This is a genomic window from Streptomyces sp. NPDC002133 (genome assembly GCF_040296405.1).
GTDB lineage: Bacteria > Actinomycetota > Actinomycetes > Streptomycetales > Streptomycetaceae > Streptomyces.
The window spans coordinates 142,850-167,015 of sequence record NZ_JBEOXF010000005.1 but is presented as its reverse complement, the minus strand read 5'-3'; the positions used below and the strand labels follow the sequence as shown (position 1 = coordinate 167,015).

General features: G+C 70.4%; 19 protein-coding genes. 16 read left to right on the top strand and 3 right to left on the bottom strand.

Features of this window, described 5'->3' with window-relative positions; translation table 11 throughout:
- Positions 1-9 precede the first annotated feature (9 nt).
- Positions 10-699 (bottom strand): maleylpyruvate isomerase family mycothiol-dependent enzyme, encoded by a 690-nt coding sequence (locus tag ABT078_RS08905; protein ID WP_351225381.1) that lies wholly within the window; start codon positions 697-699, stop codon positions 10-12.
- 229 nt (positions 700-928) lie between these two features.
- Between ABT078_RS08905 and uvrA the strand changes: the two genes are divergently transcribed.
- A complete protein-coding gene (gene uvrA, locus ABT078_RS08900) occupies positions 929-3,943 on the top strand; it encodes an excinuclease ABC subunit UvrA (protein ID WP_351225379.1) in 3,015 nt (1,004 codons plus the stop codon).
- Between the two features lie 151 nt (positions 3,944-4,094).
- Here the strand turns inward: uvrA and ABT078_RS08895 are convergent, their stop codons facing one another.
- Positions 4,095-5,012, bottom strand: coding sequence for a carbohydrate kinase family protein (locus ABT078_RS08895; RefSeq protein WP_351225377.1), 918 nt, complete (start codon positions 5,010-5,012; stop codon positions 4,095-4,097).
- 210 nt (positions 5,013-5,222) lie between these two features.
- On the opposite strand from ABT078_RS08895, the gene ABT078_RS08890 reads away from it, so the two are divergent.
- The 11 genes from ABT078_RS08890 to ABT078_RS08840 all read left to right on the top strand — a co-directional run bounded on the left by ABT078_RS08890 (position 5,223) and on the right by ABT078_RS08840 (position 18,145).
- Positions 5,223-5,651, top strand: coding sequence for a Rieske (2Fe-2S) protein (locus tag ABT078_RS08890; RefSeq protein ID WP_351225375.1), 429 nt, complete (start codon positions 5,223-5,225; stop codon positions 5,649-5,651).
- Between the two features lie 122 nt (positions 5,652-5,773).
- Positions 5,774-7,819 carry an excinuclease ABC subunit UvrC gene (gene uvrC / locus ABT078_RS08885; RefSeq protein WP_351225373.1) on the top strand — a complete coding sequence of 682 codons (2,046 nt, stop codon included), beginning with the start codon at positions 5,774-5,776 and terminating at the stop codon, positions 7,817-7,819.
- Between the two features lie 152 nt (positions 7,820-7,971).
- The gene (gene rapZ, locus ABT078_RS08880; RefSeq protein WP_351225371.1) at positions 7,972-8,874 is read left to right on the top strand and encodes an RNase adapter RapZ; all 903 of its coding nucleotides are present in this window, start codon (positions 7,972-7,974) and stop codon (positions 8,872-8,874) included.
- Entirely contained in the window at positions 8,871-9,905 is a 1,035-nt protein-coding gene (locus tag ABT078_RS08875; RefSeq protein ID WP_351225369.1) for a gluconeogenesis factor YvcK family protein, read from the top strand. The genes rapZ and ABT078_RS08875 overlap by 4 nt, the downstream gene beginning before the upstream one ends.
- Entirely contained in the window at positions 9,896-10,885 is a 990-nt protein-coding gene (gene whiA, locus ABT078_RS08870) for a DNA-binding protein WhiA (RefSeq protein WP_093653140.1), read from the top strand. Before ABT078_RS08875 ends, whiA begins: the two co-directional genes overlap by 10 nt.
- A 215-nt stretch (positions 10,886-11,100) precedes the next feature.
- Complete coding sequence (locus tag ABT078_RS08865) at positions 11,101-14,040, top strand: M14 family metallopeptidase (protein ID WP_351225366.1); 2,940 nt, start codon at positions 11,101-11,103, stop codon at positions 14,038-14,040.
- A gap of 189 nt (positions 14,041-14,229) precedes the next feature.
- The gene (gap, locus tag ABT078_RS08860) at positions 14,230-15,234 is read left to right on the top strand and encodes a type I glyceraldehyde-3-phosphate dehydrogenase (protein ID WP_351225364.1); all 1,005 of its coding nucleotides are present in this window, start codon (positions 14,230-14,232) and stop codon (positions 15,232-15,234) included.
- Positions 15,235-15,340: 106 nt separating this feature from the next.
- Positions 15,341-16,552: a phosphoglycerate kinase gene (locus tag ABT078_RS08855; protein ID WP_351225362.1), complete on the top strand. Its 1,212-nt coding sequence runs from the start codon at positions 15,341-15,343 to the stop codon at positions 16,550-16,552.
- A 7-nt stretch (positions 16,553-16,559) separates the two neighbouring features.
- Entirely contained in the window at positions 16,560-17,336 is a 777-nt protein-coding gene (tpiA, locus tag ABT078_RS08850; protein WP_351225360.1) for a triose-phosphate isomerase, read from the top strand.
- A 126-nt stretch (positions 17,337-17,462) separates the two neighbouring features.
- Positions 17,463-17,699 (top strand): preprotein translocase subunit SecG, encoded by a 237-nt coding sequence (gene secG, locus ABT078_RS08845; protein ID WP_351225358.1) that lies wholly within the window; start codon positions 17,463-17,465, stop codon positions 17,697-17,699.
- Between the two features lie 110 nt (positions 17,700-17,809).
- Positions 17,810-18,145, top strand: a complete 336-nt coding sequence (locus tag ABT078_RS08840) for an RNA polymerase-binding protein RbpA (RefSeq protein ID WP_351225356.1) — start codon at positions 17,810-17,812, stop codon at positions 18,143-18,145.
- A gap of 93 nt (positions 18,146-18,238) precedes the next feature.
- On the opposite strand, the gene ABT078_RS08835 is transcribed toward ABT078_RS08840, so the two are convergent.
- Positions 18,239-19,099, bottom strand: coding sequence for a MurR/RpiR family transcriptional regulator (locus ABT078_RS08835; protein WP_351225354.1), 861 nt, complete (start codon positions 19,097-19,099; stop codon positions 18,239-18,241).
- 71 nt (positions 19,100-19,170) lie between these two features.
- On the opposite strand from ABT078_RS08835, the gene ABT078_RS08830 reads away from it, so the two are divergent.
- The 4 genes from ABT078_RS08830 to pgi all read left to right on the top strand — a co-directional run bounded on the left by ABT078_RS08830 (position 19,171) and on the right by pgi (position 24,163).
- Positions 19,171-20,142, top strand: a complete 972-nt coding sequence (locus ABT078_RS08830) for an N-acetylglucosamine kinase (RefSeq protein WP_351225352.1) — start codon at positions 19,171-19,173, stop codon at positions 20,140-20,142.
- A 157-nt stretch (positions 20,143-20,299) separates the two neighbouring features.
- Positions 20,300-21,082, top strand: a complete 783-nt coding sequence (locus ABT078_RS08825) for a sugar isomerase domain-containing protein (protein WP_351225350.1) — start codon at positions 20,300-20,302, stop codon at positions 21,080-21,082.
- Between the two features lie 72 nt (positions 21,083-21,154).
- Entirely contained in the window at positions 21,155-22,372 is a 1,218-nt protein-coding gene (locus ABT078_RS08820) for an MFS transporter (RefSeq protein ID WP_351225348.1), read from the top strand.
- A 138-nt stretch (positions 22,373-22,510) separates the two neighbouring features.
- Positions 22,511-24,163: a glucose-6-phosphate isomerase gene (gene pgi / locus ABT078_RS08815; protein ID WP_351225346.1), complete on the top strand. Its 1,653-nt coding sequence runs from the start codon at positions 22,511-22,513 to the stop codon at positions 24,161-24,163.
- Positions 24,164-24,166: the final 3 nt, after the last annotated feature.

Genomic DNA, 24,166 nt, shown 5'->3' with positions numbered 1-24,166 from the left:
CTCAGCCGACTACAGCGGCGGCAGCAGGGGAAGCAATCCGTCCGTGACTTCCAGGGCCGAGCCGTCGCGGCGGCCGGCCAGCCAGCCGAGCAGGTCGGGCGCCGGGCCCTCGACGGTGACCGGCCCGCCGTCGGCGCTGCCGCCCGTGCTCCACACCCGGCCGTCGTCGGCGACTACCGAGGTGGGCGGTACGTCCCTGTGGCCGGCGAACCGCTCGGTGAGGAAGTCGATCTCGCGCTCCACGAAATCCGCCGGGAGGTCCTCCAGCCCGTAGCCGACGCCGAGGTCGACGTGGTGCAGCTCGACCTCGACGAGGCGCCGGAAGGGGATGCGGGCCGCCGCGTCCTTCACCCCGTTGCGCAGCTCGACGGTGCGGGACCAGTCGGCGTCCGCGGCGCCTGCGGTCCGGAAGCGCTCGGCACTCTCGCGTACGTCGTCGAGCTGGACGGAGAGCGGTCTCGGCGCGTCCCGTTCGATGTCGGCGTCGCGGGCCTCGCCGCTGACGTACATGGGACGGCCTTCGAGAACGTTGACGAGCGCGTCCGCGTTACGGGCGAGATGGGCGAGGACATGGCCGCGGCTCCAGCCGGTGAGCCGTGACGGCGCGGCGACCGCCGCGTTGTCCAGTCCGGCGGCTGAGCGCAGCAACCGGTCGGTCGCCTCACGCACGGCGGTCAGGTCGCGCACAGGATCGATCATGGGGAAGACGATAGCCCCGCCACACGTTCGGGTGAAGGTGGCGGAGCCCGCCCGAAAATCGAATGCGCGTGCTATAGGCTCGGTAGAGGCATCCTTGGTAGTCAGGCATTCGTCCGTCCGGCCGTCATCGATCTGGCGGCGCCCCTAGCCTGGAGCAGTCCGGGACCGGGGGCGGTGCCCCCGCTTCTTCACGACCTCTCGCAAGACTCAAGAAAGGTGCGGACCCGGCGTGGCCGACCGTCTCATCGTCCGTGGCGCTCGCGAGCACAACCTCAAGAACGTCTCGCTCGACCTCCCGCGTGACTCACTCATCGTCTTCACCGGGCTCTCGGGGTCGGGCAAGTCGTCGCTCGCGTTCGACACGATCTTCGCCGAGGGACAGCGTCGGTACGTCGAGTCGCTGTCCTCGTACGCCCGTCAGTTCCTCGGGCAGATGGACAAGCCGGACGTCGACTTCATCGAGGGCCTCTCCCCGGCCGTCTCGATCGACCAGAAGTCCACCTCGCGCAACCCGCGCTCCACCGTCGGCACGATCACCGAGGTCTACGACTACCTCCGGCTGCTCTTCGCCCGGATCGGCAAGCCGCACTGCCCCGAGTGCGGCCGTCCCATCTCGCGCCAGTCGCCGCAGGCCATCGTGGACAAGGTGCTGGAGCTGCCCGAGGGCAGCCGCTTCCAGGTGCTCTCGCCGCTCGTGCGCGAGCGCAAGGGGGAGTTCGTCGACCTCTTCGCCGACCTCCAGACCAAGGGCTATGCGCGGGCCAGGGTCGACGGCGGGACCATCCAGCTCACCGAGCCGCCGAAGCTGAAGAAGCAGGAGAAGCACACCATCGAGGTGGTCGTCGACCGCCTCACCGTCAAGGAGAGCGCCAAGCGCCGGCTCACCGACTCGGTCGAGACCGCGCTCGGTCTGTCGGGCGGCATGGTCGTGCTCGACTTCGTCGACCTCCCCGAGGACGACCCCGAGCGCGAGCGGATGTACTCGGAGCATCTGTACTGCCCGTACGACGACCTGTCGTTCGAGGAGCTGGAGCCCCGCTCCTTCTCCTTCAACTCGCCCTTCGGCGCCTGCCCGGACTGCACCGGCATCGGTACGCGCATGGAGGTCGACCCCGACCTGCTCGTCCCCGACGAGGAGCGGTCGCTCGACGAGGGCGCGATCCACCCGTGGTCCCACGGCCACACCAGGGAGTACTTCGGACGGCTGATCGGCGGGCTCGCCCAGGCGCTCGGCTTCAGCACGGACATGCCGTGGGCCGGCCTGCCCCAGCGTGCCAAGAAGGCCCTGCTGTACGGGCACAAGACCCAGGTGGAGGTCCGCTACCGGAACCGGTACGGACGGGAGCGGGCGTACACCACCCCGGCCTTCGAGGGCGCGGTCGAGTTCGTCCGGCGGCGGCACAGCGAGGCCGAGAGCGACGCCAGCCGTGAGCGCTTCGAGGGCTACATGCGCGAGGTGCCCTGCCCCACCTGCCAGGGCACGCGGCTCAAGCCGATCGTCCTCGCGGTCACGGTCATGGAGAAGTCCATCGCCGAGGTCTCCGCGATGTCGATCAGCGAGTGCGCCGAGTTCCTCGGCGAGCTCAGGCTCAACGCCCGGGACAAGAAGATCGCCGAGCGGGTGCTGAAGGAGGTCAACGAGCGGCTGCGCTTTCTGGTCGACGTCGGCCTCGACTACCTCTCGCTGAACCGCGCGGCGGGCACGCTCTCCGGCGGCGAGGCGCAGCGCATCCGGCTCGCCACGCAGATCGGCTCGGGACTGGTGGGCGTGCTGTACGTGCTGGACGAGCCGTCCATCGGACTCCACCAGCGCGACAACCACCGGCTCATCGAGACCCTCGTCCGGCTGCGGGACATGGGCAACACGCTGATCGTCGTCGAGCACGACGAGGACACCATCAAGACCGCCGACTGGGTCGTCGACATCGGCCCGGGCGCCGGTGAGCACGGCGGCAAGGTCGTCCACTCCGGACCACTGAAGGCGCTCCTGGGCAACAAGGAGTCGTTGACCGGGCTGTATCTGTCGGGGAAGAAGTCCATCCCGACGCCGGACGTCCGGCGCCCCATGGACCCGACCCGCCGGCTGACGGTGCACGGCGCCCGGGAGAACAACCTCCGCGACATCGATGTGTCGTTCCCGCTCGGTGTCTTCACGGCTGTCACCGGAGTCTCCGGCTCCGGAAAGTCGACCCTGGTCAACGACATCCTGTACACCCACCTGGCGCGCGAGCTGAACGGGGCCAAGTCGGTGCCCGGGCGGCACACGCGCGTGGACGGCGACGATCTCGTCGACAAGGTCGTGCACGTCGACCAGTCGCCGATCGGCCGTACGCCCCGCTCCAACCCGGCGACGTACACCGGCGTCTTCGACCACGTCCGCAAGCTCTTCGCCGAGACGATGGAGGCGAAGGTGCGCGGCTATCTGCCCGGCCGCTTCTCCTTCAACGTCAAGGGCGGGCGGTGCGAGAACTGCTCGGGTGACGGCACCATCAAGATCGAGATGAACTTCCTGCCGGATGTGTACGTCCCGTGCGAGGTCTGCCACGGCGCGCGCTACAACCGGGAGACCCTGGAGGTCCACTACAAGGGCAAGTCGATCGCCGAGGTCCTGGACATGCCGATCGAGGAGGCCCTGCACTTCTTCGAGGCCGTCCCGACGATCGCCCGCCATCTCAAGACGCTGAACGAGGTGGGTCTCGGGTACGTCAGGCTCGGGCAGTCCGCACCGACGCTGTCGGGTGGTGAGGCGCAGCGCGTCAAGCTGGCGAGCGAGCTCCAGAAGCGGTCCACGGGTCGCACGGTCTACGTGCTCGACGAGCCGACCACCGGTCTGCACTTCGAGGACATCTCGAAGCTGATCAAGGTGCTGTCCAACCTGGTCGACAAGGGCAACACGGTGATCGTCATCGAGCACAACCTGGACGTCATCAAGACCGCGGACTGGGTCGTCGACATGGGCCCCGAGGGTGGCAGCGGCGGTGGCCTCGTCATCGCCGAGGGGACTCCGGAGGAGGTCGCGGGTGTCCCCGCGAGCCACACCGGCAAGTTCCTGCGCGACATCCTCAGCGCGGAGCGCATCAGTGACGCGGTGCCGCCGCAGTCCCGCAAGACGGCGGCGAAGAAGGCCGCGGTCAGGAAGACGGTCTCGGCCAACTCCACCGCGGTGAGCAAGAAGACGGTGACGGCGAACGCGACCCCGGTGAAGAAGCCGGCCACCTCGCGCGCCCGAGCGCGCAAGGCCTGACCTCCGGCCCGTCGCCGGACCTGTCCCTCACCCCGGGGTGGCAGGTCCGGTGACGGGCCGGCGGGGTCCGGGGGCGAGCCCGCGGGCCCCGTGGCTTCTGGGGCCCGTCAGGAAGCGGGCCGGCTCGGGCGTTCCTGGGCTCGCCCGAGGATCACCCCAGCTCCGACGCATAGGGGGGCTCCGCTCCCGTGCGGGAGCACGTCACCGCCGCGGCGCGGGCCGCGAAGGTGAGGACCGTGGACCAGGCGGCGGCGTCGAGGGCACGCACGGCCCCGGGGGAGAGAGCGTCGCGCCGCCCCAGGACATGCAGCAGAGCCGCGTTCACCGTGTCGCCCGCCCCTATCGTGTCGGCGACGGTCACCGCCGCCGCGGGGACGGAGGCTTCCACGCCGTCCCGGGTGAACACCGTGAGCCCTCGCTCACCGCGGGTGAGCACCACCGCGGCGGGGCCCTTCGCCAGCCACTCTTCCGGGGAGCCCCCCAGCCACTTCGCGTCGTCCTCGGAGAGCTTCAGCAGCGACACCGAGGGGAGCCAGCCGTCGAAGCGGGCCCGGTACGCGTCCGGATCGGCGATCAGCCCCGGGCGGATGTTCGGATCGAGCAGGGTGAAGACCCCGCGCGCCGCCTCGCGCCGCAGGAGCGCCTCGTACGCACTCGCGCCCGGCTCCAGCACCAGTGAGCACGTCCCCAGCGCCAACGCCCGCACCCCTGCCGGGAGTCCGGGTGGCAACTCGAAGAGCCGGTCCGCGCTCCCGGCGGCGTAGAAGCCGTACCCCGCGGAGCCGCCCGCCCCGATCGCCGCGACCGCGAGTGTCGTCGGCTCCGGCCCGCGCTGCACCAGCGACGTCCCGGCGCCCGCCGCACGCAGCCCGCCCAGCAGGGCTTCCCCGAAGCCGTCCGTGGAGATGCGGGAGCAGAAGGTGACGGGCGTGCCCAGCCGCGCGAGGGCCACGGCCGTGTTGTACGGGCCACCGCCGAGCCGTGGCAGCAACGGGGGCAACGGCCCACCGTCGACGGCTGCCCGCTGCGGGACCAGGTCGATCAGGGACTCACCGGCGACGACGATCACGGCTGAAAACGTAACCCATGGTTCCGGTCGGACGACAATGCGCCGAGGGCTCCCGGCCCGCCGGGACCGAGCCGGGACCGACCCTGCACGGCCCGACCTTCCGGGCCCCGCCCCGGGCACCCCGACCCGGCCGCAGGTGCCGTGATCTGCGCCGGTATCGTCGGGTCTGTCGCCGTCGCCGACGCACCCGCCCCGACCAGTGGAGACTTCATGTTTGGCCAGCCCGCAGCCCGCCGTACCGTGCTGAAAGGCGCTGCCCTCGCCGGGGCCGCCGGGCTGGGGGTTGCCGCCTGTTCCACCGAGTCCAAGCTCGGCCACGCCCAGGTCCCGACCCCGACCGCACCCGTCGACCTCGGGGCCGCGGACGCGGTCCCGGTCGGCGGCGCCAAGCTCTACCGCGAGCAGCGGCTCGTCGTGCACTGTCCGGCCAAGGGCGAGTACAAGGCGTTCAGCGCCCAGTGCACCCACGCCGGCTGCCTCCTGGACAAGGTCGAGGGCACCGAGGGCAACTGCCCCTGCCACGGCAGCCGCTTCGACGTCACCACCGGCGAGGCCCTCCGGGGCCCGGCGACCGTACCGCTGCCGGAGGTCCCGGTCGCCGTGCGGGACGGAAGGCTCGTCGCGGGCCCGGACGCGTAACCAGCCGTACACGATCACCGGCGCGAAGCGCGCTCCGCCTGCTCCCGCACCGCCTTCCCCGGCGGGTCACGGCCTCCCACGGCGGGCCCCGGTTGTCGTTGGCCGCCAGTAGGGTGGGCGGCATGGCAGACCCCTCCAGCTACCGTCCCCAGCCGGGGCAGATCCCCGACACGCCAGGGGTCTACAAGTTCCGTGACGAGCACCGCCGGGTGATCTACGTCGGCAAGGCGAAGAGTCTGCGGCAGCGTCTCGCCAACTACTTCCAGGACCTGGCGGGTCTGCACCCGCGCACGCGCACGATGGTCACGACCGCCGCCTCCGTGGAGTGGACGGTCGTCTCCACCGAGGTGGAGGCGCTGCAGCTGGAGTACTCCTGGATCAAGGAGTTCGACCCCCGCTTCAACGTCAAGTACCGCGACGACAAGAGCTATCCCTATCTCGCGGTGACGATGAACGAGAAGTTCCCGCGCGTCCAGGTCATGCGCGGGGCCAAGCGGAAGGGCGTTCGCTACTTCGGTCCGTACGGGCATGCGTGGGCGATCCGCGAGACCGTCGACCTGATGCTCCGGGTGTTTCCCGTGCGGACCTGCTCCGCCGGGGTCTTCAAGAACGCCACCCGGACCGGCCGCCCCTGCCTGCTCGGGTACATCGGCAAGTGCTCGGCGCCCTGTGTGGAACGGGTCACCCCGGAGGAGCACCGCGAACTGGCCGAGCAGTTCTGCGACTTCATGGCCGGCCGCACCGGCACGTACATCCGCCGCCTCGAGAAGGACATGATGGCGGCGGCCGAGGAGATGGAGTACGAACGGGCGGCCCGGCTCCGCGACGACATAGAGGCCCTGAAGCGGGCCATGGAGAAGAACGCCGTCGTGCTGGCCGACGCCACCGACGCCGACCTGATCGCGGTCGCCGAGGACGAGCTGGAGGCCGCCGTCCAGATCTTCCACGTCCGCGGCGGGCGCGTGCGCGGCCAGCGCGGCTGGGTCACCGACAAGGTCGAGGCGGTCGACACCGCGGGGCTGGTCGAGCACGCACTGCAGCAGCTCTACGGGGAGGAGAGCGGCGACTCCGTCCCCAAGGAGGTCCTCGTCCCGGCCCTCCCCGAGGATTTCGACGCGGTCACCCAGTGGCTGAGCGGCCGGCGCGGGGCGAACGTCTCGCTGCGCATCCCGCAGCGCGGCGACAAGAAGGACCTGATGGCGACGGTCGAGCGCAACGCGCAGCAGGCCCTCGTCCTGCACAAGACCAAGCGTGCCAGCGATCTGACCACCCGCTCCCGCGCCCTGGAGGAGATCGCGGAGGCGCTGGACCTGGACTCGGCGCCGCTGCGGATCGAGTGCTTCGACATCTCGCACCTGCAGGGCGAGGACGTCGTCGCGTCCATGGTCGTCTTCGAGGACGGGCTTCCCCGCAAGAGCGAGTACCGGCGCTTCCAGATCAAGGGCTTCGAGGGCCAGGACGACGTCCGCTCGATGCACGAGGTGATCAGCAGGCGCTTCAAGCGCTATCTGGCCGAGAAGGAGAAGACGGGGGAATGGGGTCTCCCCGCCGAAGGCAGGGGACGGTCGGCCGAGGACGGCGAGGTGGCGGCGGACGAGGGCAACGGCAAGCCGAAGCGGTTCGCCTACCCTCCCCAGCTCGTGCTCGTCGACGGCGGCCGGCCGCAGGTCGCGGCGGCTCAGCGGGCCCTGGACGAGCTGGGCATCGACGATGTCGCCGTGTGCGGCATCGCGAAGCGGATGGAGGAGGTCTGGCTGCCGGACGAGAGCGACCCGGTCGTGCTCCCGCGCTCCAGCGAGGGGCTCTACCTCATCCAGCGCGTCCGTGACACGGCTCACGACTTCGCGATCCGCTACCAGCGCTCCAAGCGCACCAAGCGGCTGCGCACCAGCCCGCTGGACGCCGTGCCCGGCCTCGGTGAGACCCGCAAGCAGGCTCTGATCAAGCACTTCGGCTCGGTGAAGCGGCTGCGGCAGGCGACAATCGAGCAGATCTGCGAGGTGCCGGGCATGGGCAGGAAGACGGCCGAGTCCCTCGTCGTGGCCCTCTCCCGGGCGGCCCCGGCCGCGCCCGCCGTGAACACGGCGACAGGAGAGATCATTGAAGAGGAAGCGGACGACGGGATTCCGGCAGCACGCACGACCGAGGACGGGGGAAGCACGGAATGACCGCTCAGGACAGAACCGGGCAGCAGGACGGTGCTGAGCAGCAGGACGGCACCGGATCGCCAGGCGGTGCCGAGCAGCACAAGCGCGCCGACCAGCAGGGAGTCGCCGGTCGGCACGGCCGCGCAGACCGAGAAGAACACGGAGCAGGAGACGTGAGTACGGCAACGACCGAGGCCGGGCAGGCCGCCGAGGCGGCCATCCCCGAGCTGGTCATCATCTCCGGTATGTCGGGCGCGGGTCGCAGCACTGCGGCCAAGTGTCTGGAGGACCTCGGCTGGTTCGTCGTCGACAACCTGCCGCCCGCCCTGATCCCCACCATGGTGGAGCTCGGCGCACGGTCCCAGGGCAACGTGGCCCGTATCGCCGTCGTCGTGGACGTCCGCGGCCGGCGGTTCTTCGACAACCTCCGCGAGTCGCTCGCGGACCTCGACGCCAAGCAGGTCACCCGCAGGATCGTCTTCCTGGAGTCGTCCGACGAGGCCCTCGTGCGCCGCTTCGAGTCCGTGCGCCGCCCGCACCCGCTGCAGGGCGACGGCCGGATCGTCGACGGCATCGCCGCCGAGCGGGATCTCCTGCGGGAGCTGCGCGGCGACGCCGATCTCGTGATCGACACCTCCAGCCTCAACGTCCACGAACTGCGCGCGAAGATGGACGCCCAGTTCGCCGGCGACGAGGAGCCGGAGCTGCGGGCCACGGTCATGTCGTTCGGCTACAAGTACGGCCTGCCGGTCGACGCCGACCTCGTGGTGGACTGCCGCTTCCTGCCGAACCCGCACTGGGTCCCGGAGCTGCGCCCCTTCACCGGCCTCAACGAGGAGGTGTCGGCCTACGTCTTCGACCAGCCCGGCGCCAAGGAGTTCCTCAACCAGTACACCGAGCTGCTGCAGCTGATCGCCGCGGGCTACCGGCGCGAGGGCAAGCGGTACGTGACGATCGCCGTCGGCTGCACCGGCGGCAAGCACCGCTCGGTCGCCATGTCCGAGAAGCTCGCCGCCCGCCTCGGCTCCGAGGGGATCGAGACCGTCGTCGTCCACCGGGACATGGGGCGCGAGTGACCGGACGTACTCTCCGTCTGCGCCGGCTGCGGGGCAGCGATGCTCTCCGCGCGGGCCGCAGACGCGGCGCACAGCCCAAGGTCGTCGCACTCGGCGGCGGGATGGGGCTGTCCGCGTCACTCGCGGCACTGCGCCGGATCACCGGCGACCTCACCGCGGTCGTCACCGTCGCCGACGACGGCGGCTCCAGCGGGCGGCTCCGGGAGGAGCTCGGTGTGCTGCCCCCCGGCGACCTCCGCAAGGCACTCGCGGCGCTGTGCGGCGACGACGACTGGGGGCAGACCTGGTCGAGGGTCATCCAGCACCGCTTCCAGTCGCACGGCGAGCTGCACGAGCACGCGGTCGGCAATCTGCTGATCGTGGCCCTGTGGGAGCAGCTCGGCGACCATGTGCAGGCCCTGGACCTGGTCGGCAGGCTGCTCGGCGCGCACGGCAGGGTGCTGCCCATGTCGGCCGTCCCGCTGGAGCTGCAGGCGCTGGTCAAGGGCCATGATCCGGCACAGCCCGACGAGGTGGGGACGGTCCGGGGGCAGGCGACCGTGGCGCTCACGCCCGGCGAGGTGCAGTCCGTGCACCTCGTGCCGAACGACCCGCCGGCGGTCCCGGAGGCCGTCGCGGCCGTCCTCGACGCCGACTGGGTCGTGCTCGGTCCCGGCTCCTGGTTCTCCTCGGTGATCCCGCATCTTCTGGTCCCCGAACTGCTGGACGCGTTGGTCGAGACGAAGGCCCGACGCGTGCTGTCCCTCAACCTGGCGCCGCAGCCCGGAGAAACGGAAGGCTTCTCCCCGCAGCGTCATTTGGAGGTTTTGGGACGACACGCCCCTAAACTCGCCCTGGACGTGGTGCTGGCCGACGAGGCCGCCGTGCCCGACCGCGAGTCCCTCGCCGTCGCCGCCGAGCGGTTCGGTGCCGCGGTCGAGCTGGCGCCGGTGGCCCGGCCCGACGGAGCTCCGAAGCACGATCCGGAGCTCCTGGCCGCCGCGTACGACCGTATTTTTCGGATGCATGGAAGGATCGGCCCATGGCGATGACGGCAGCGGTGAAGGACGAAATCTCCCGGCTCCCCGTCACCCGGACCTGCTGCAGAAAGGCGGAGGTCTCGGCGATCCTTCGGTTCGCGGGCGGGCTGCACCTGGTCAGCGGCCGCATTGTGATCGAGGCGGAGCTGGACACGGGGATCGCGGCGCGCAGGCTCCGCAAGGACATCCTGGAGATCTTCGGGCACTCCTCGGACCTCGTGGTGATGGCTCCCGGCGGACTGCGGCGCGGCTCGCGCTACGTCGTACGGGTCGTGGCGGGCGGTGACCAGCTGGCCCGGCAGACCGGGCTCGTCGACGGCAGGGGCCGCCCCATCCGCGGGCTGCCCCCGCAGGTCGTCTCGGGCGCCACGTGCGACGCCGAGGCGGCCTGGCGCGGGGCCTTCCTGGCGCACGGCTCGCTCACCGAGCCCGGCCGCTCCTCCTCGCTGGAGGTGACCTGCCCCGGCCCGGAGGCGGCACTGGCGCTGGTGGGGGCCGCTCGCCGGCTCTCCATCGCCGCGAAGGCACGTGAGGTACGCGGGGTCGACCGGGTCGTGGTCCGTGACGGCGACGCCATCGGCGCGCTGCTCACCAGGCTGGGCGCCCACGAGTCGGTGCTGGCCTGGGAGGAGCGGCGGATGCGCCGCGAGGTCCGCGCCACCGCCAACCGCCTCGCCAACTTCGACGACGCCAACCTCCGCCGCTCGGCCCGCGCCGCGGTGGCCGCCGGTGCCCGGGTGCAGCGCGCTCTGGAGATCCTCGGAGAGGAGGTGCCCGAGCACCTCGCCGCCGCGGGCCGGCTGCGCATGGAGCACAAGCAGGCGTCGCTGGAGGAGCTGGGCGCCCTCGCGGACCCGCCGCTGACGAAGGACGCGGTCGCGGGCCGCATCCGCCGCCTCCTGGCGATGGCCGACAAGCGAGCCCAGGACCTCGGCATCCCGGGCACGGAGTCCAACCTCACCGAGGAGATGGCCGACGGGCTCGTCGGATGACGGCCGGCCCGCGTCCGTGACGGCCGGGCCACCTGGGTCCCTCCGCGACAACGGTCACCGTTGTCCCCCCGAAGAGTGAATTTCGCCGCTGCCGGCGTCCATTGGGGCGTCGGTAGCGGCGTGTCGTCGGCTCCCCGGGCATCTTGACATGATCATGAACAGTCATGAGCCTGGCATCTGTTTTCTTTCGCGACAGACGAAAGCAAGGGGGGCCAATGAGACGAAGAGCGAGATCGATCCTCGCCGCGACCTCACTCCTGATTGCCGGCCTGGCGGCTGCACCGCTCGCCCAGGCCGATCAGGGCGGAGAGGACGAAGGACTCTCCGTATGGCATGCGGAAGTCACCGAGGCGCAAGTGCCGCTGCTCCTCGCGGCCGGTGCCGACGGGCATGAACTGACCGAGCAGGTGCCCGACGGGGGCACCGCCACCATCGAGATGTATCTCACCGACGACCAGGCCGGTCAGCTGCGCGGCCAGGGCGTGGACATCAGCGAGCACACGGTCCCCGCCACGGCGCAGAAGCGCGTCGCGGCCGCCGGGGACGGCGTCTTCCGCCCGTACGGCGGCAAGGGCGGCCTCAAGGAGGAGATTCTTGCCGCCGCCGCGGCCAACCCCTCCATCACCAAAGTCGTCAGCATCGGCAAGAGCCTCAAGGGCCAGGACATCCTCGCCCTCAAGCTCACCAAGGGCGCCAAGAAGTACCGCGACGGAGCCAAGCCGGCCACCCTCTACCTCTCCAACCAGCACGCCCGCGAGTGGATCACCCCGGAGATGACCCGCCGGCTGCTCCACCACTACCTGGCCAACTACGGCAAGGATCCGCGCGTCACCGGCATCGTGGACTCCAGCGAGCTGTGGTTCGTGCTCTCCGCCAACCCCGACGGCTACGACTACACGCACGCGCCCGACGGCGACCGCCAGTGGCGCAAGAACCTCCGCGACAACAACCGCGACGGGAAGATCGCCCCCGGCGACGGCGTCGACCTCAACCGCAACTTCTCCTACAAGTGGGGCTACGACAACGAGGGTTCGTCCCCCGACCCCGCCGACGAGACCTACCGGGGCACGGTCCCCGCCTCCGAGCCCGAGACCAGGGCCGTCGACGCCTTCCAGAAGCGGATCGGCTTCGAGTACGGCATCAACTACCACTCCGCCGCCCAGCTGCTGCTCTACGGAGTGGGCTGGCAGGTCGGCACCCCGACCCCCGACGACGTCCTCTACGAGTCCCTCGCCGGTACGCCGCAGAATTCCGCCGTGCCCGGCTACCGACCGCAGCTCTCCTCGGAGCTCTACACCACCAACGGCGAGGCCGACGGCCACGCGGCCAACGTCAACGGGATGATGATGTTCACCCCCGAGATGTCGACGTGCGCGACCGCGTCCAGGATCGACCCGAACGACCCCTGGGAGCCTGCCGACTGCGCCTCCGTCTTCACCTTCCCCGACGACGAGAAGCTGATCCAGCAGGAGTTCGCCAAGAACATCCCGTTCGCGCTCGCCGTCGCCGAGACCGCCGCCCACCCCGACCAGCCCTCGTCCCCGGTCGGCATCGAGGCCCCGGACTTCACCCCGGACGCCTTCTCGGTCTCGTACGCACGCGGCGACCAGGAAGTCTCCGTCACCGCCCGGAAGTCGCTGCGCGACAAGGAGCTCAACTACCGCGTCAACGGCGGCCGTACGCACGACGAGGACCTGAAGCCGTGGAAGGGCGGCGACATCTACGGCGGCGAGGACAACATCCGCTTCGACCAGTACCGCGCCGAGGTCGAGGACACCGGGCCGGGCGACAAGGTCGAGGTCTGGTTCACCGGCCGCACGCGCGACGGCAAACGGGTCTCCAGCACCCCGTTCACGTACACCGTCGCCGAACGGCCGCGCGGCGCCGACACCCTCGTCCTGGCGGAGGAGGGGGCCCCGGCCGCGCACCTGGCCACGTACACCCGGGCGCTCGCCGACAACGGCCGCAAGGCCGCCGTCTGGGACGTCGCCACCCAGGGCACCCCGCACGCACTCGGCGTGCTGTCCCACTTCAGGACCGTCGTCTGGTACACCGGCTCCGGCAAGCCGTCCGGCCCGGTGATGTTCGCCGTCCGCGACCACGTCAACGAGGGCGGCAAGCTGATCAACGCCGGTGAGGAGAACGGCGGCAGCGTCGACATCGGCCGCGCCGAGTCGAACGACTTCGCCCAGTACTACCTCGGGGCGTACCACCGCGCCGGTCTGAAGAGCCCGCCCGGATTCGCCGGCACGGGACCCTTCGCCGGTACGAAGGCGGTCCTCGGCGACGCCGCGGACAACCCGTTGAACGCGGCGGGCGCCTACACCGTCACCTCCGACACCCTGAAGCCCGACCGGTTCCCGCAGTTCCGCAGCAGCTCCGCCGGTGACTACCCGGGCGTGCGGACCCCCTTCGAGCCGTACGAGGGCACAAGCTTCGCCGCGGCCATGCACAGCGACGACGCGTGGATGCGGCTCAGCCGGACCGTCGACCTGACCGGAACGGCGGCCTCGGCCGAGCCCAGCCTCCAGTTCCAGCTCAGCTACGACACGGAGGAGCACTACGACAACGTGGTCGTCGAGGCCCGCACCGTCGGCCAGGACGACTGGACGACCCTGCCCGACGCCAACGGCGGCACCACCACCGAGACCCCCGCGGAATGCGACGCGGGCTTCTACATCGGCGGCCACCCCTTCCTGGCCCACTACCTCACAATCGGCACCGACAGTTGCGCGCCGACCGGCACCACCGGCGCCTGGAACCGCTTCACCGGCAGCTCCAACGGCTGGCAGCCGGTCTCCGTCGACCTCAGCGCCTACGCGGGCAAGCAGGTCGAGCTGTCCATCTCCTACATCTCCGACCCGGGCACCAGCGGCCTCGGTGTCTTCGCCGACGACACGAGCCTCGTCGTCGGCGGTACTCCGCAGGGCGCCGAGGGCTTCGAGACATCCCTCGGCCCGTGGAGCGTGACCGGACCGCCGGCGGGCAGCCCGGGCAACGGCTCCGACTGGGCGCGCTCACCCGCCCTCTTCCACTCGTACGCGTCCGTCACGACGCAGGACACCGTGCTCCTCGGCTTCGGCCTGGAGCACGTGAGGACCGCGGCCGAGCGCAGGCAGATCATCGGTAAGGCGCTCAGCGCGCTCCGGCGCTGACGTTGTGTAGTTGCACGGGCACCGATGGCCCGTACTTGTCGGTAGGTACGGGCCATCGGCGGGCACCGTGAATACGGCGCGCTCGATGTCACTCCGGCTGCCCGAGGGAGGTAGGGTCATAAGCGGTCGGGGACATCCCATACAGCTCGCCGGCGTCAAAAACCGGCGTACCAACGAGGAGATCGGTTCGTGACGATCCGCGTAGGCATCAACGGCTTTGGCCGCATCGGTCGTAACTACTTCCGCGCGCTGCTGGAGCAGGGTGCTGACATCGAGATCGTGGCTGTCAACGACCTGGGTGACACCGCGACCACTGCTCATCTGCTGAAGTACGACACCATCATGGGCCGCCTCAAGGCTGAGGTCAGCCACACCGCCGACACCATCACGGTCGACGGCCACACCATCAAGGTGTTCTCCGAGCGCAACCCGGCCGACATCCCCTGGGGCGAGCTGGGCGTCGACATCGTCGTCGAGTCGACCGGCATCTTCACGAAGAAGGCCGACGCCGAGAAGCACATCGCCGGTGGCGCGAAGAAGGTCCTCATCTCGGCTCCGGCCAGCGACGAGGACATCACCATCGTCATGGGCGTCAACCATGACAAGTACGACACGGCCAAGCACCACGTCATCTCCAACGCCTCCTGCACCACCAACTGTGTGGCGCCGATGGCCAAGGTCCTCGACGAGAGCTTCGGCATCGTCAAGGGCATGATGACCACGGTCCACGCGTACACGAACGACCAGCGCATCCTGGACTTCCCGCACAAGGACCTGCGCCGCGCCCGTGCCGCCGCGGAGAACATCATCCCGACCTCCACCGGTGCCGCCAAGGCCACCGCGCTGGTCCTGCCGCAGCTCAAGGGCAAGCTGGACGGCATCGCCATGCGTGTCCCGGTCCCGACCGGCTCCGTGACCGACCTGGTCCTGGAGCTCGACCGCGAGGTCACCAAGGACGAGATCAACTCCGCCTTCCAGAAGGCCGCCGAAGGCCAGCTGAAGGGCATCCTGGATTACACCGAGGACCCGATCGTCTCCTCGGACATCGTCAACTGGCCGGCTTCCTGCACCTTCGACTCGAAGCTGACCATGGTCCAGGGCAAGCAGGTCAAGGTCGTCGGCTGGTACGACAACGAGTGGGGCTACTCCAACCGCCTCGTCGACCTGACCGTCTTCGTCGGCAACCAGCTCTGATCACGGGCCGGTAGGCACCTCGATGTGAGCACAGGGCTCGGGCAGCGCAACGATGCGCTGTACGAGCCCTGTGGCTTGTCCTCGACCCCTCTAGGAGTCATCACACATGAAGACGATCGACGAACTTCTCGCCGAAGGCGTCACCGGCAAGCGGGTCTTCGTCCGCGCAGACCTCAACGTGCCGCTCGACGGCACCACCATCACCGACGACGGCCGTATCCGCGCCGTGGTGCCCACCGTGAAGGCCCTCGCCGACGCGGGCGCCCGGGTCGTCGTCGCCTCGCACCTGGGCCGCCCGAAGGGCGCCCCGGACCCGGTCTTCTCCCTCGCCCCGGCCGCCGCGCGCCTCGGTGAACTGCTCGGCACCGACGTGGCGTTCGCGACCGACACGGTCGGCGAGTCCGCCCGAACGACCGTCGACGGCCTCACCGACGGCCGGATCGCCGTCATCGAGAACCTCCGCTTCAACGCCGGCGAGACGTCCAAGGACGACGCCGAGCGGGGCGCCTTCGCCGACCGGCTCGCCTCCCTCGCCGACCTGTACGTCGGCGACGGCTTCGGGGCCGTCCACCGCAAGCACGCCTCGGTGTACGACCTCCCGGCCCGGCTGCCGCACGCCGCCGGTCATCTCATCGCCACCGAGGTCGGCGTCCTGAAGAAGCTCACCGAGGACGTCAAGCGGCCGTACGTGGTCGTCCTCGGCGGCGCCAAGGTCTCCGACAAGCTCGCCGTCATCGACGAGCTCCTCGGCAAGGCCGACCGTCTGCTCATCGGCGGCGGCATGGCGTACACCTTCCTCAAGGCCCAGGGGCACGAGGTCGGCATCTCCCTCCTCCAGGAGGACCAGGTCCCGACCGTGACGGAGTACATGGAGCGCGCCGAGAAGCACGGCGTCGAGCTGGTGCTGCCGGTCGACATCCTGGCCGCGTCGGACTTCCCCGACCTGAAGACCAAGGCCCCGGCCGAGTTCATCACGGTCGACGCCGACAAGATCCCCTCCGACAAGGAGGGTCTGGACATCGGCCCGCGCACCAGCGAGCTGTACGCGTCCAAGATCGCCGACGCCGAGACCGTCTTCTGGAACGGACCGCTGGGCGTCTTCGAGCACCCCGACTACGCGGGCGGCACCCGCGAGATCGCCCAGGCGCTCGTGGACGGCAAGGCCTTCACCGTCGTCGGCGGTGGCGACTCGGCCGCCGCCGTCCGCACGCTCGGCTTCGACGAGAACGCATTCGGCCACATTTCGACCGGTGGCGGCGCAAGCCTCGAGTATCTCGAGGGCAAGACGCTGCCGGGCCTTGCCGCACTGGAGGACTGACCTACCGATGACCACCCGCACCCCGCTGATGGCGGGCAACTGGAAGATGAACCTCAACCACCTCGAGGCCATCGCCCACGTCCAGAAGCTCGCCTTCGCCCTCGCCGACAAGGACTACGACGGCGTCGAGGTCGCCGTCCTGCCCCCCTTCACCGATCTGCGCTCCGTGCAGACCCTGGTGGACGGCGACAAGCTCAAGATCAAGTACGGCGCCCAGGACATCTCGACGCACGACTCCGGCGCGTACACCGGTGAGATCTCGGGCCTGATGCTCGCCAAGCTGAAGTGCACCTACGTCGCCGTCGGTCACTCCGAGCGACGCCAGTACCACGGCGAGTCGGACGAACTCTGCAACGCCAAGGTGAAGGCCGCGTTCAAGCACGGTCTGACCCCGATCCTCTGCGTCGGCGAGGGCCTGGACGTCCGCAAGGCCGGCCAGCAGGTCCAGTACACGCTGAACCAGATCGACGGCGGCCTGAAGGACGTCCCGGCCGACCAGGCCGAGACCGTCGTCATCGCGTACGAGCCCGTCTGGGCCATCGGCACCGGTGAGGTCGCCACCCCCGAGGACGCCCAGGAGGTCTGCGGGGCGATCCGCGGCCGGCTCGCCGAGCTGTACAGCCAGGAGCTGGCCGACAAGGTCCGGATCCAGTACGGCGGCTCCGTGAAGGCCGGGAACATCGCGGCGATCATGGCGCAGCCCGATGTGGACGGCGCCCTGATCGGCGGGGCCTCTCTGGACACGGACGAATTCGTCAAGATCGTCCGGTTCCGTAACCAGTGAGTAGGCCGTAGCGCCGATCCGTCGTACCCTTGCGGGGGCCGGGGCTTTCAGGCCCGGCCCCCGTCTCCTTGATCAGTTGTTCCGTTGTTGTCCAGTCCTGTCCCGTCCGAGGAAGTTGGTCCAGCCGTGGTTATGGGGTTCTCGATCGCCCTGATCGTCTTCAGCCTGCTGCTGATGCTGCTGGTGCTGATGCACAAGGGGAAGGGCGGCGGCCTCTCCGACATGTTCGGTGGCGGAATGCAGTCGTCCGTCGGCGGTTCCTCGGTCGCCGAGCGCAACCTCGACCGCATCACCATCGTCGTCGCTCTGGTGTGGTTCGCGTGCATTGTCGTACTTGGTCTGCTGCTGAAGATGGGCAGCTGACGCACTTCGGGCGTCCCGGGGGTGGGGGTGTAACTCCAATCACTGGACGCGCGTTGGGCCTTACGTAGACTGGGGCATCTTCGAGCACCATCACGCAGGGAGTTACAACCGTGGCAAGTGGCAACGCGATCCGGGGAAGCCGGGTCGGAGCGGGGCCGATGGGGGAGGCCGAGCGGGGCGAGTCCGCACCGCGTCTCCGCATCTCCTTCTGGTGCTCGAACGGGCACGAGACACAGCCCAGCTTCGCCAGTGACGCACAGGTTCCGGAGAGCTGGGACTGCCCGCGCTGCGGGTTCCCGGCCGGTCAGGACCGGGACAACCCGCCGGACCCGCCGCGCACCGAGCCGTACAAGACGCATCTGGCGTATGTGCGGGAGCGGCGCAGCGACGCGGACGGCGAGGCGATCCTCGCCGAGGCGCTGGCCAAACTCCGGGGCGAGATCTGAGCACTCGAGGCTCGGCCGACCTCCAGCCGCTGACAACGGGCCCGGCCCGCTGAGGAATCCAGAATTCCTGAGCGGGCCGGGTCCGGACGCGTTTCAGCGGTGCCGTGTGCGTACGGCGTGAGCGTCGCCGATGTGTGCGGTCAGGGCGAGCGAGGCGGTGGCCCGCTCGTAGGTCAGCTGGGCCACCCGCGCGAAGAGGCAGTCGAGAATCAGCAGCACCGAGTGGCGGGTGCCGAAGCCGCCGCGCCGGAAGCTGGTCTCCGCCGAGGTCGAGGTGAGATGGACCGATGCCGCGGCGGCGATGGGCGAGCGAGGGTCGCCGGTGACGGCCACGGTCGTGGCGCCCCGCTCGGCAGCGAGTTGCAGAGGGCTGAGGACCTCGCGGGTTGCCCCGGAGTGCGACAGGGCCACGACCGTGTCGGCGGGCGTCAGAAGAGCGGCTGAGGTCTCCGCCGCGTGCACCTCGGTCCAGCCCCGGGCGGTGCAGCCGATGCCGAAGAGCCGGGCCTCCGTCTCCCGCGCCACGATGCCGGACGCGCCCACTCCGTACACATCGACGCGACGGGCGCGGGCGACGGCCTGCGCGGCGCGTTCCAGCGCGTCCCGGTCGAGGCTCTCCACGGTCTGCCGCAGGGCCTGCTGATCGGCCTGGGCGACGACCGCGACGACATGGTCCAGCGGGTCGTCCGGACCGATTCCGGGGCCGAGAGGACGTTCGTCGACGGCCTGGCCCCCCTGCTCCTTGGCCAGTTCGAGCAGGAGGTGCTGGTACGAGTCGAGACCGAGTGCCCGGCAGAAACGGGTCACGGAGGCCTGGGACGTGCCGGTCCGGCGGCCGAGTTCGGCGGCGGAGGCGAGGGTCACGCCCTGCGGGTCGGCCAGGACGTGCTCGCCGATCTTGCGCAGCGAGCCCGTCATCCGTGGCAGCGCGGAACGGATCAGTGCGGTGATCATGGCGGCTCTTCTCCGTCGTCCGGCGCTCGAGGGATTGTTTCCGGTGAATCTATCAACCACGATGCGGACCCATGAGCGATTCCATCAGCCGGACCCTGGTCATCGGCATCGACGCGGGCGGTACCCGAGTCCGCGCGCGGCTGGCCGACGCGCGCGGCGGCACCGTCATCGGAGAGGGCACGGGCGGGCCGGGCAACGCGATGAGCGTCGGGCGTGACGCCCTCACCCGCCATCTCGCCGCCGCGCTCACCGGGGCCGTTCCGCCCGGACTGGGCGGCTCGGTCGCCGCTGTCGTGGGCGGATTCGCCGGCGGATCGACCGGCGGCGGTCCCGGCAAGGGACGCGACCTCGCTCTGAGCTGCCTCGCCGACGCGCTCGGGGCGGTGGGTGCCGCTCCCGCGGCCCTGGAGGTGGTCGGGGACGCGGACGTCGCATTCGCCTCGGGGCCGGGGGCGCCTGCCGACGGGATCGTCGTCATCGCCGGCACCGGCGCGACCGGGGCGCGGATGGCGGGCCGCCGGACGGTGCGCACGGCCGATGGGGACGGCTGGCTGCTGGGTGACGCCGGGAGCGGTTTCTGGCTGGGCCGCGAGGCGCTGACCGCGGTGCTGAGGGCGCTCGACGGGCGTGGCCCGCGGACAGGGCTGGTGGAGCCGCTGCTCGCGCACTGCCTGGGGTACGAGGAAGGCCCGCCGGAGTCCTGGGAGGGGCGCAGGACGCTCCGGGAACGCATCATCGGATACGCCTTCAAGGGGCACCCGGTGCAGCTCGCGGCGCTGAGCCCCTTCGTGGTGGCGGCGGCGGAGGCGGACGACGAGGTGGCCCGGGCGCTGCTCGACCGCGCCGCGGACGAACTGGCCGCCACGGTGGGCGCGTTGGCTCCTCGTCCCGGAGAGCCGCTGGTCACGACCGGTGGCCTGCTCGGGCCGCAAGGGCCGCTGCTGGAGCGGATGGCCGTGCGTACGGCGGAGTTGGGGCTGAGGCCCGAGCCCGTGGCGGACGGCGCTGCCGGAGCGGTGGCGCTCGCGCGGCTCTTGACGTGAGTCCGCACTGCTGATTCATTGAACCAGGTGGCCGCACCTGCGTGAATCGTTGAATCATGGGTCGGCGATCGGCTGACGCACGCAGGGAACCGGCCCATGCAATGAACCAGCCCATGCAATGAACCGGCAGTCGCCGGTGACCTCAGGGAGTCCTGTCATGCCGCAGTCGCAGCACGGTCCGCACGCACAGCTCGGCGCCGCCCTCTTCGCCGAGCAGGGACGCGCGGCCTTCGAGCGGGCGGTCGAGGCCAACAAGCACTCGGTGATGGCGGCGGCCCGGCTCGTCGCGGACTGCGTCGCCGCGGACGGCGTCGTCCACGCCTTCGGCACCGGCCACTCGCAGGCCGCCGCGCTGGAGGTCGCGGGCCGGGCCGGCGGGCTCGTCCCCACCAGCCGGATCTCCCTCGCCGACCTCGTGCTCCGCGGTGGCGAGGACCGCTCCGTGCTCGAGGACCCGCTCCTGGAGCGCTCCCCGGGCCTGGCCGCGCGGCTCTACGCCCTGGCCACGCCACGCCCGCAGGACTTGTTCGTGATCATCTCCAACTCGGGCGTCAACAACTCGATCGTCGACATGGCGCTTCATGTGAAGAGCGCCGGCCATCCACTGGTCGCCCTCACCTCGCTGGAGCACACCAACTCCGTACCTGCACTGCACAGCAGCGGCAAGCGGCTCGCCGACCTCGCCGACGCCGTGCTCGACAACTGCGCGCCCACCGGCGACGCCCTCCTCCCGCTGCCCGACGGCAACGCCCTGTGCGGGGTCTCCACGCTCACCTCCTCGCTCCTGATCCAGATGACCGTCGCCGAGGCCGTCGCCCTGCTCACCGCCGAGGGCCACGAGGCCCCCGTGTACGTCTCCGCCAACGTGCCCGGCGGGTACGAGCGGAACGACGTGCTCGAAGCCCGCTACGAGGGGCGGCTGCACCGCGGCGGACACTGATCCGGGGGCGTTGTCAGTGCCCTCCTCTACGGTCGTGCGCAGTGGACGATCAACGACCTTAGGGGGGGCACCGTGACGACAGCGGAGGCAGTGGGCGCTGCCCGGACGACGCCGGCCTGGCGCGGCGGATTCGGGCGGCTGTGGACGGCAGCGGTCGTGTCGAAGTTCGGCGACGCGCTGCGTACGGCCGCGATGCCGCTGCTGGCCGCCTCGCTCACCGACGACCCGTTGCTCATCGCCTCGGTGACGGCCTGCGGTTATCTGCCGTGGCTGCTGTTCGGGCTGCTCGGCGGGGCCGTCGCCGACAGAGTCGACCAGCGGCGGGCCATGTGGGCCGTGGATCTGCTGCGGGGCGGGCTGATGGCCGCGTTCGCGGTCGCCGTGGCCCTCGGCCACGCCTCGATCGCCGTGCTGATCGCGGTGGCCTTCGCCCTCACCGCGCTCCAGACCCTGTTCGACAACGCGGCGACGGCCCTGCTGCCGTCCCTGGTGCCGGGCGAGGCGCTCGGCAGCGCCAACGCCCGGCTGCAGACCGGGCAGCAGATGGCGGGCACCTTCCTGGCGGGGCCACTGGTGCCGGTGCTGCTCATCGCGGGCGCGGCCGTGCCGTACGCGGCGGACGCGGCGACCTACCTGCTGGCAGCACTCCTCGTGGCCTCGCTGCGGGGCGCGGGTCCCGAGCGGCAGCCCCGCAAAGCGGGTTCCACGCTGCGGGCCGAGATCTCCGAGGGCATACGCGCGCTGTGGCGTGACCGGGCACTGCGTTCGCTGTGCACCGCCACCACGCTCTGCAACATCGGGATGGGCGCGCTGATCGCCACGCTCGTCCTGCACGTCACCGGCTGGCTCGACGCGGGCAACGGCGGCTATGCCGCGGTCGTCACGGCGTACGGCGCGGGAAGCGTCGTCGGCGGCCTCCTCGCCCGGCGGATATCCGAACGGTTCGGCAGGCTGCGCGGCGTGCTCCTGGCCGGGGCCGTGCAGACCGGCTGCCTCGTCGCCATGGGAACGGTCCGCGAGCTGTGGGTGACGGCCGTGGCGATGGCGCTCTTCGGCCTCATGGGACTGGTGTGGAACGCCAATCAGGTGACGCTGATGCAGGAGCGCAGCCCCGACGGCATGCTGGGCCGCATCAGCTCCGCCTTCCGCACGCTCGCGATCGCCGGGGCGCCGCTCGGGGCGCTGCTCGGCGGTGCGTCGGCGGCGGCCTGGGGACTGAACACGCCCGTACTGCTGGCGGCCGGACTGTTCACCCTCGCCGTCACGTCTTTGGCCACCCAGATCAATTAGGTTGGTGGGGCAGCGGGGCACGCAGGCAGGCACGAGAAGAAGTGGGCTGCTGTGCCTCCCCGGGGGACACCCCCCGGACCCCCGGCCGGAAAGCAGGCCGAAGGGGCTGAGCGGATCGTCCTGGCGAGGTGGATAGCAGTGAATGCACAAGGCCGTACCCGGCTCAACCGGATGCCCGAATGGGCTGCTCTCGGCAAGCATCACGAGCAGCTGGCAGGTACGCATCTGCGGGAGCTGTTCGCCGCTGACGCCGACCGGGGCAGCCGGTACACCCTCCAGGTCGGCGACCTCCACCTCGACTACTCCAAGCATCTGGTGACCGACGAGACGCTGGCGCTCCTGCGCGAGCTGGCCGCGGCCACCGATGTCGCAGGGCTGCGGGACGCCATGTTCCGCGGCGAGAAGATCAACATCACCGAGCAGCGGGCCGTGCTGCACACGGCGCTGCGCGCCCCCCGCGACGCCGTCATCGAGGTCGACGGTGAGAACGTGGTCCCCGCCGTGCACGCCGTGCTCGACAAGATGGGCGCCTTCTCCGAGCGGATCCGCTCGGGCAACTGGACCGGTCACACCGGAAAGCCCATCAAGAACGTCGTCAACATCGGCATCGGCGGCTCCGACCTCGGCCCGGCCATGGCGTACGAGGTGCTGCGCTCCTACACCGCACGGGACGTGACGTTCCGTTTCGTCTCGAACGTGGACGGTGCCGATCTGCACGAGGCGGTGCACGACCTCGACGCGGCGGAGACGCTGTTCGTCATCGCGTCCAAGACGTTCACCACGATCGAGACCATCACGAACGCGACGTCCGCCCGCGACTGGCTGCTCACCGAGCTGAAGGCCGGCCAGGAGGCCGTCGCCAAGCACTTCGTGGCCCTGTCGACGAACGCCGAGAAGGTCGACGAGTTCGGCATCGACACGGCGAACATGTTCGAGTTCTGGGACTGGGTCGGCGGGCGGTACTCGTACGACTCGGCCATCGGGCTCTCGCTGATGATCGCCATCGGCCCGGACCGCTTCCGCGAGATGCTCGACGGCTTCCACCTCGTGGACGAGCACTTCCGCACGGCCCCGCCGGAGGAGAACGCGCCGCTGCTCCTCGGCCTGCTCGGCGTCTGGTACGGCAACTTCTTCGACGCCCAGTCGCATGCGGTGCTCCCGTACTCGCACTACCTGAGCAAGTTCACCGCGTATCTGCAGCAGCTGGACATGGAGTCGAACGGCAAGTCCGTCGACCGCGAGGGCAATCGTGTCGACTGGCAGACCGGACCCGTCGTCTGGGGCACGCCCGGCACCAACGGGCAGCACGCGTACTACCAGTTGATCCACCAGGGGACGAAGCTCATCCCGGCCGACTTCATCGGCTTCGCACAGCCCGTCCCGGACCTGCTGCCCGGGCTCGTCGCCCAGCACGACCTGCTGATGGCCAACTTCTTCGCCCAGACGCAGGCGCTGGCCTTCGGCAAGACCCCCGACGAGGTACGGGCGGAGGGCGTCGCGGAGGAGCTGGTGCCGCACAAGACGTTCGTGGGCAACCACCCGACCACCACGATCCTGGCGAAGGAGCTGACCCCGTCCGTCCTCGGCCAGCTCGTCGGACTCTACGAGCACAAGGTGTTCGTCCAGGGCGCCGTCTGGAACATCGACTCGTTCGACCAGTGGGGCGTCGAGCTCGGCAAGGTGCTGGCCAAGAGGATCGAGCCCGTCCTCACCGAGGGCCGTGGCGGAGAGGACCTCGACAGCTCGACCGCGGCGCTCGTGAACACGTACCGCACGCTGCGCGGACGCTGATCC

Coding starts and splice junctions, on each gene's coding strand:
- ABT078_RS08825 (WP_351225350.1), top strand. CDS start 20,300: ATGCCGCAGTCGCAGCACGGTCCGCACGCACAGCTCGGCGCCGCCCTC.
- ABT078_RS08890 (WP_351225375.1), top strand. CDS start 5,223: ATGTTTGGCCAGCCCGCAGCCCGCCGTACCGTGCTGAAAGGCGCTGCC.
- uvrC (WP_351225373.1), top strand. CDS start 5,774: ATGGCAGACCCCTCCAGCTACCGTCCCCAGCCGGGGCAGATCCCCGAC.
- ABT078_RS08835 (WP_351225354.1), bottom strand. CDS start 19,099: ATGATCACCGCACTGATCCGTTCCGCGCTGCCACGGATGACGGGCTCG.
- ABT078_RS08830 (WP_351225352.1), top strand. CDS start 19,171: ATGAGCGATTCCATCAGCCGGACCCTGGTCATCGGCATCGACGCGGGC.
- tpiA (WP_351225360.1), top strand. CDS start 16,560: ATGACCACCCGCACCCCGCTGATGGCGGGCAACTGGAAGATGAACCTC.
- whiA (WP_093653140.1), top strand. CDS start 9,896: ATGGCGATGACGGCAGCGGTGAAGGACGAAATCTCCCGGCTCCCCGTC.
- ABT078_RS08905 (WP_351225381.1), bottom strand. CDS start 699: ATGATCGATCCTGTGCGCGACCTGACCGCCGTGCGTGAGGCGACCGAC.
- ABT078_RS08855 (WP_351225362.1), top strand. CDS start 15,341: ATGAAGACGATCGACGAACTTCTCGCCGAAGGCGTCACCGGCAAGCGG.
- ABT078_RS08865 (WP_351225366.1), top strand. CDS start 11,101: ATGAGACGAAGAGCGAGATCGATCCTCGCCGCGACCTCACTCCTGATT.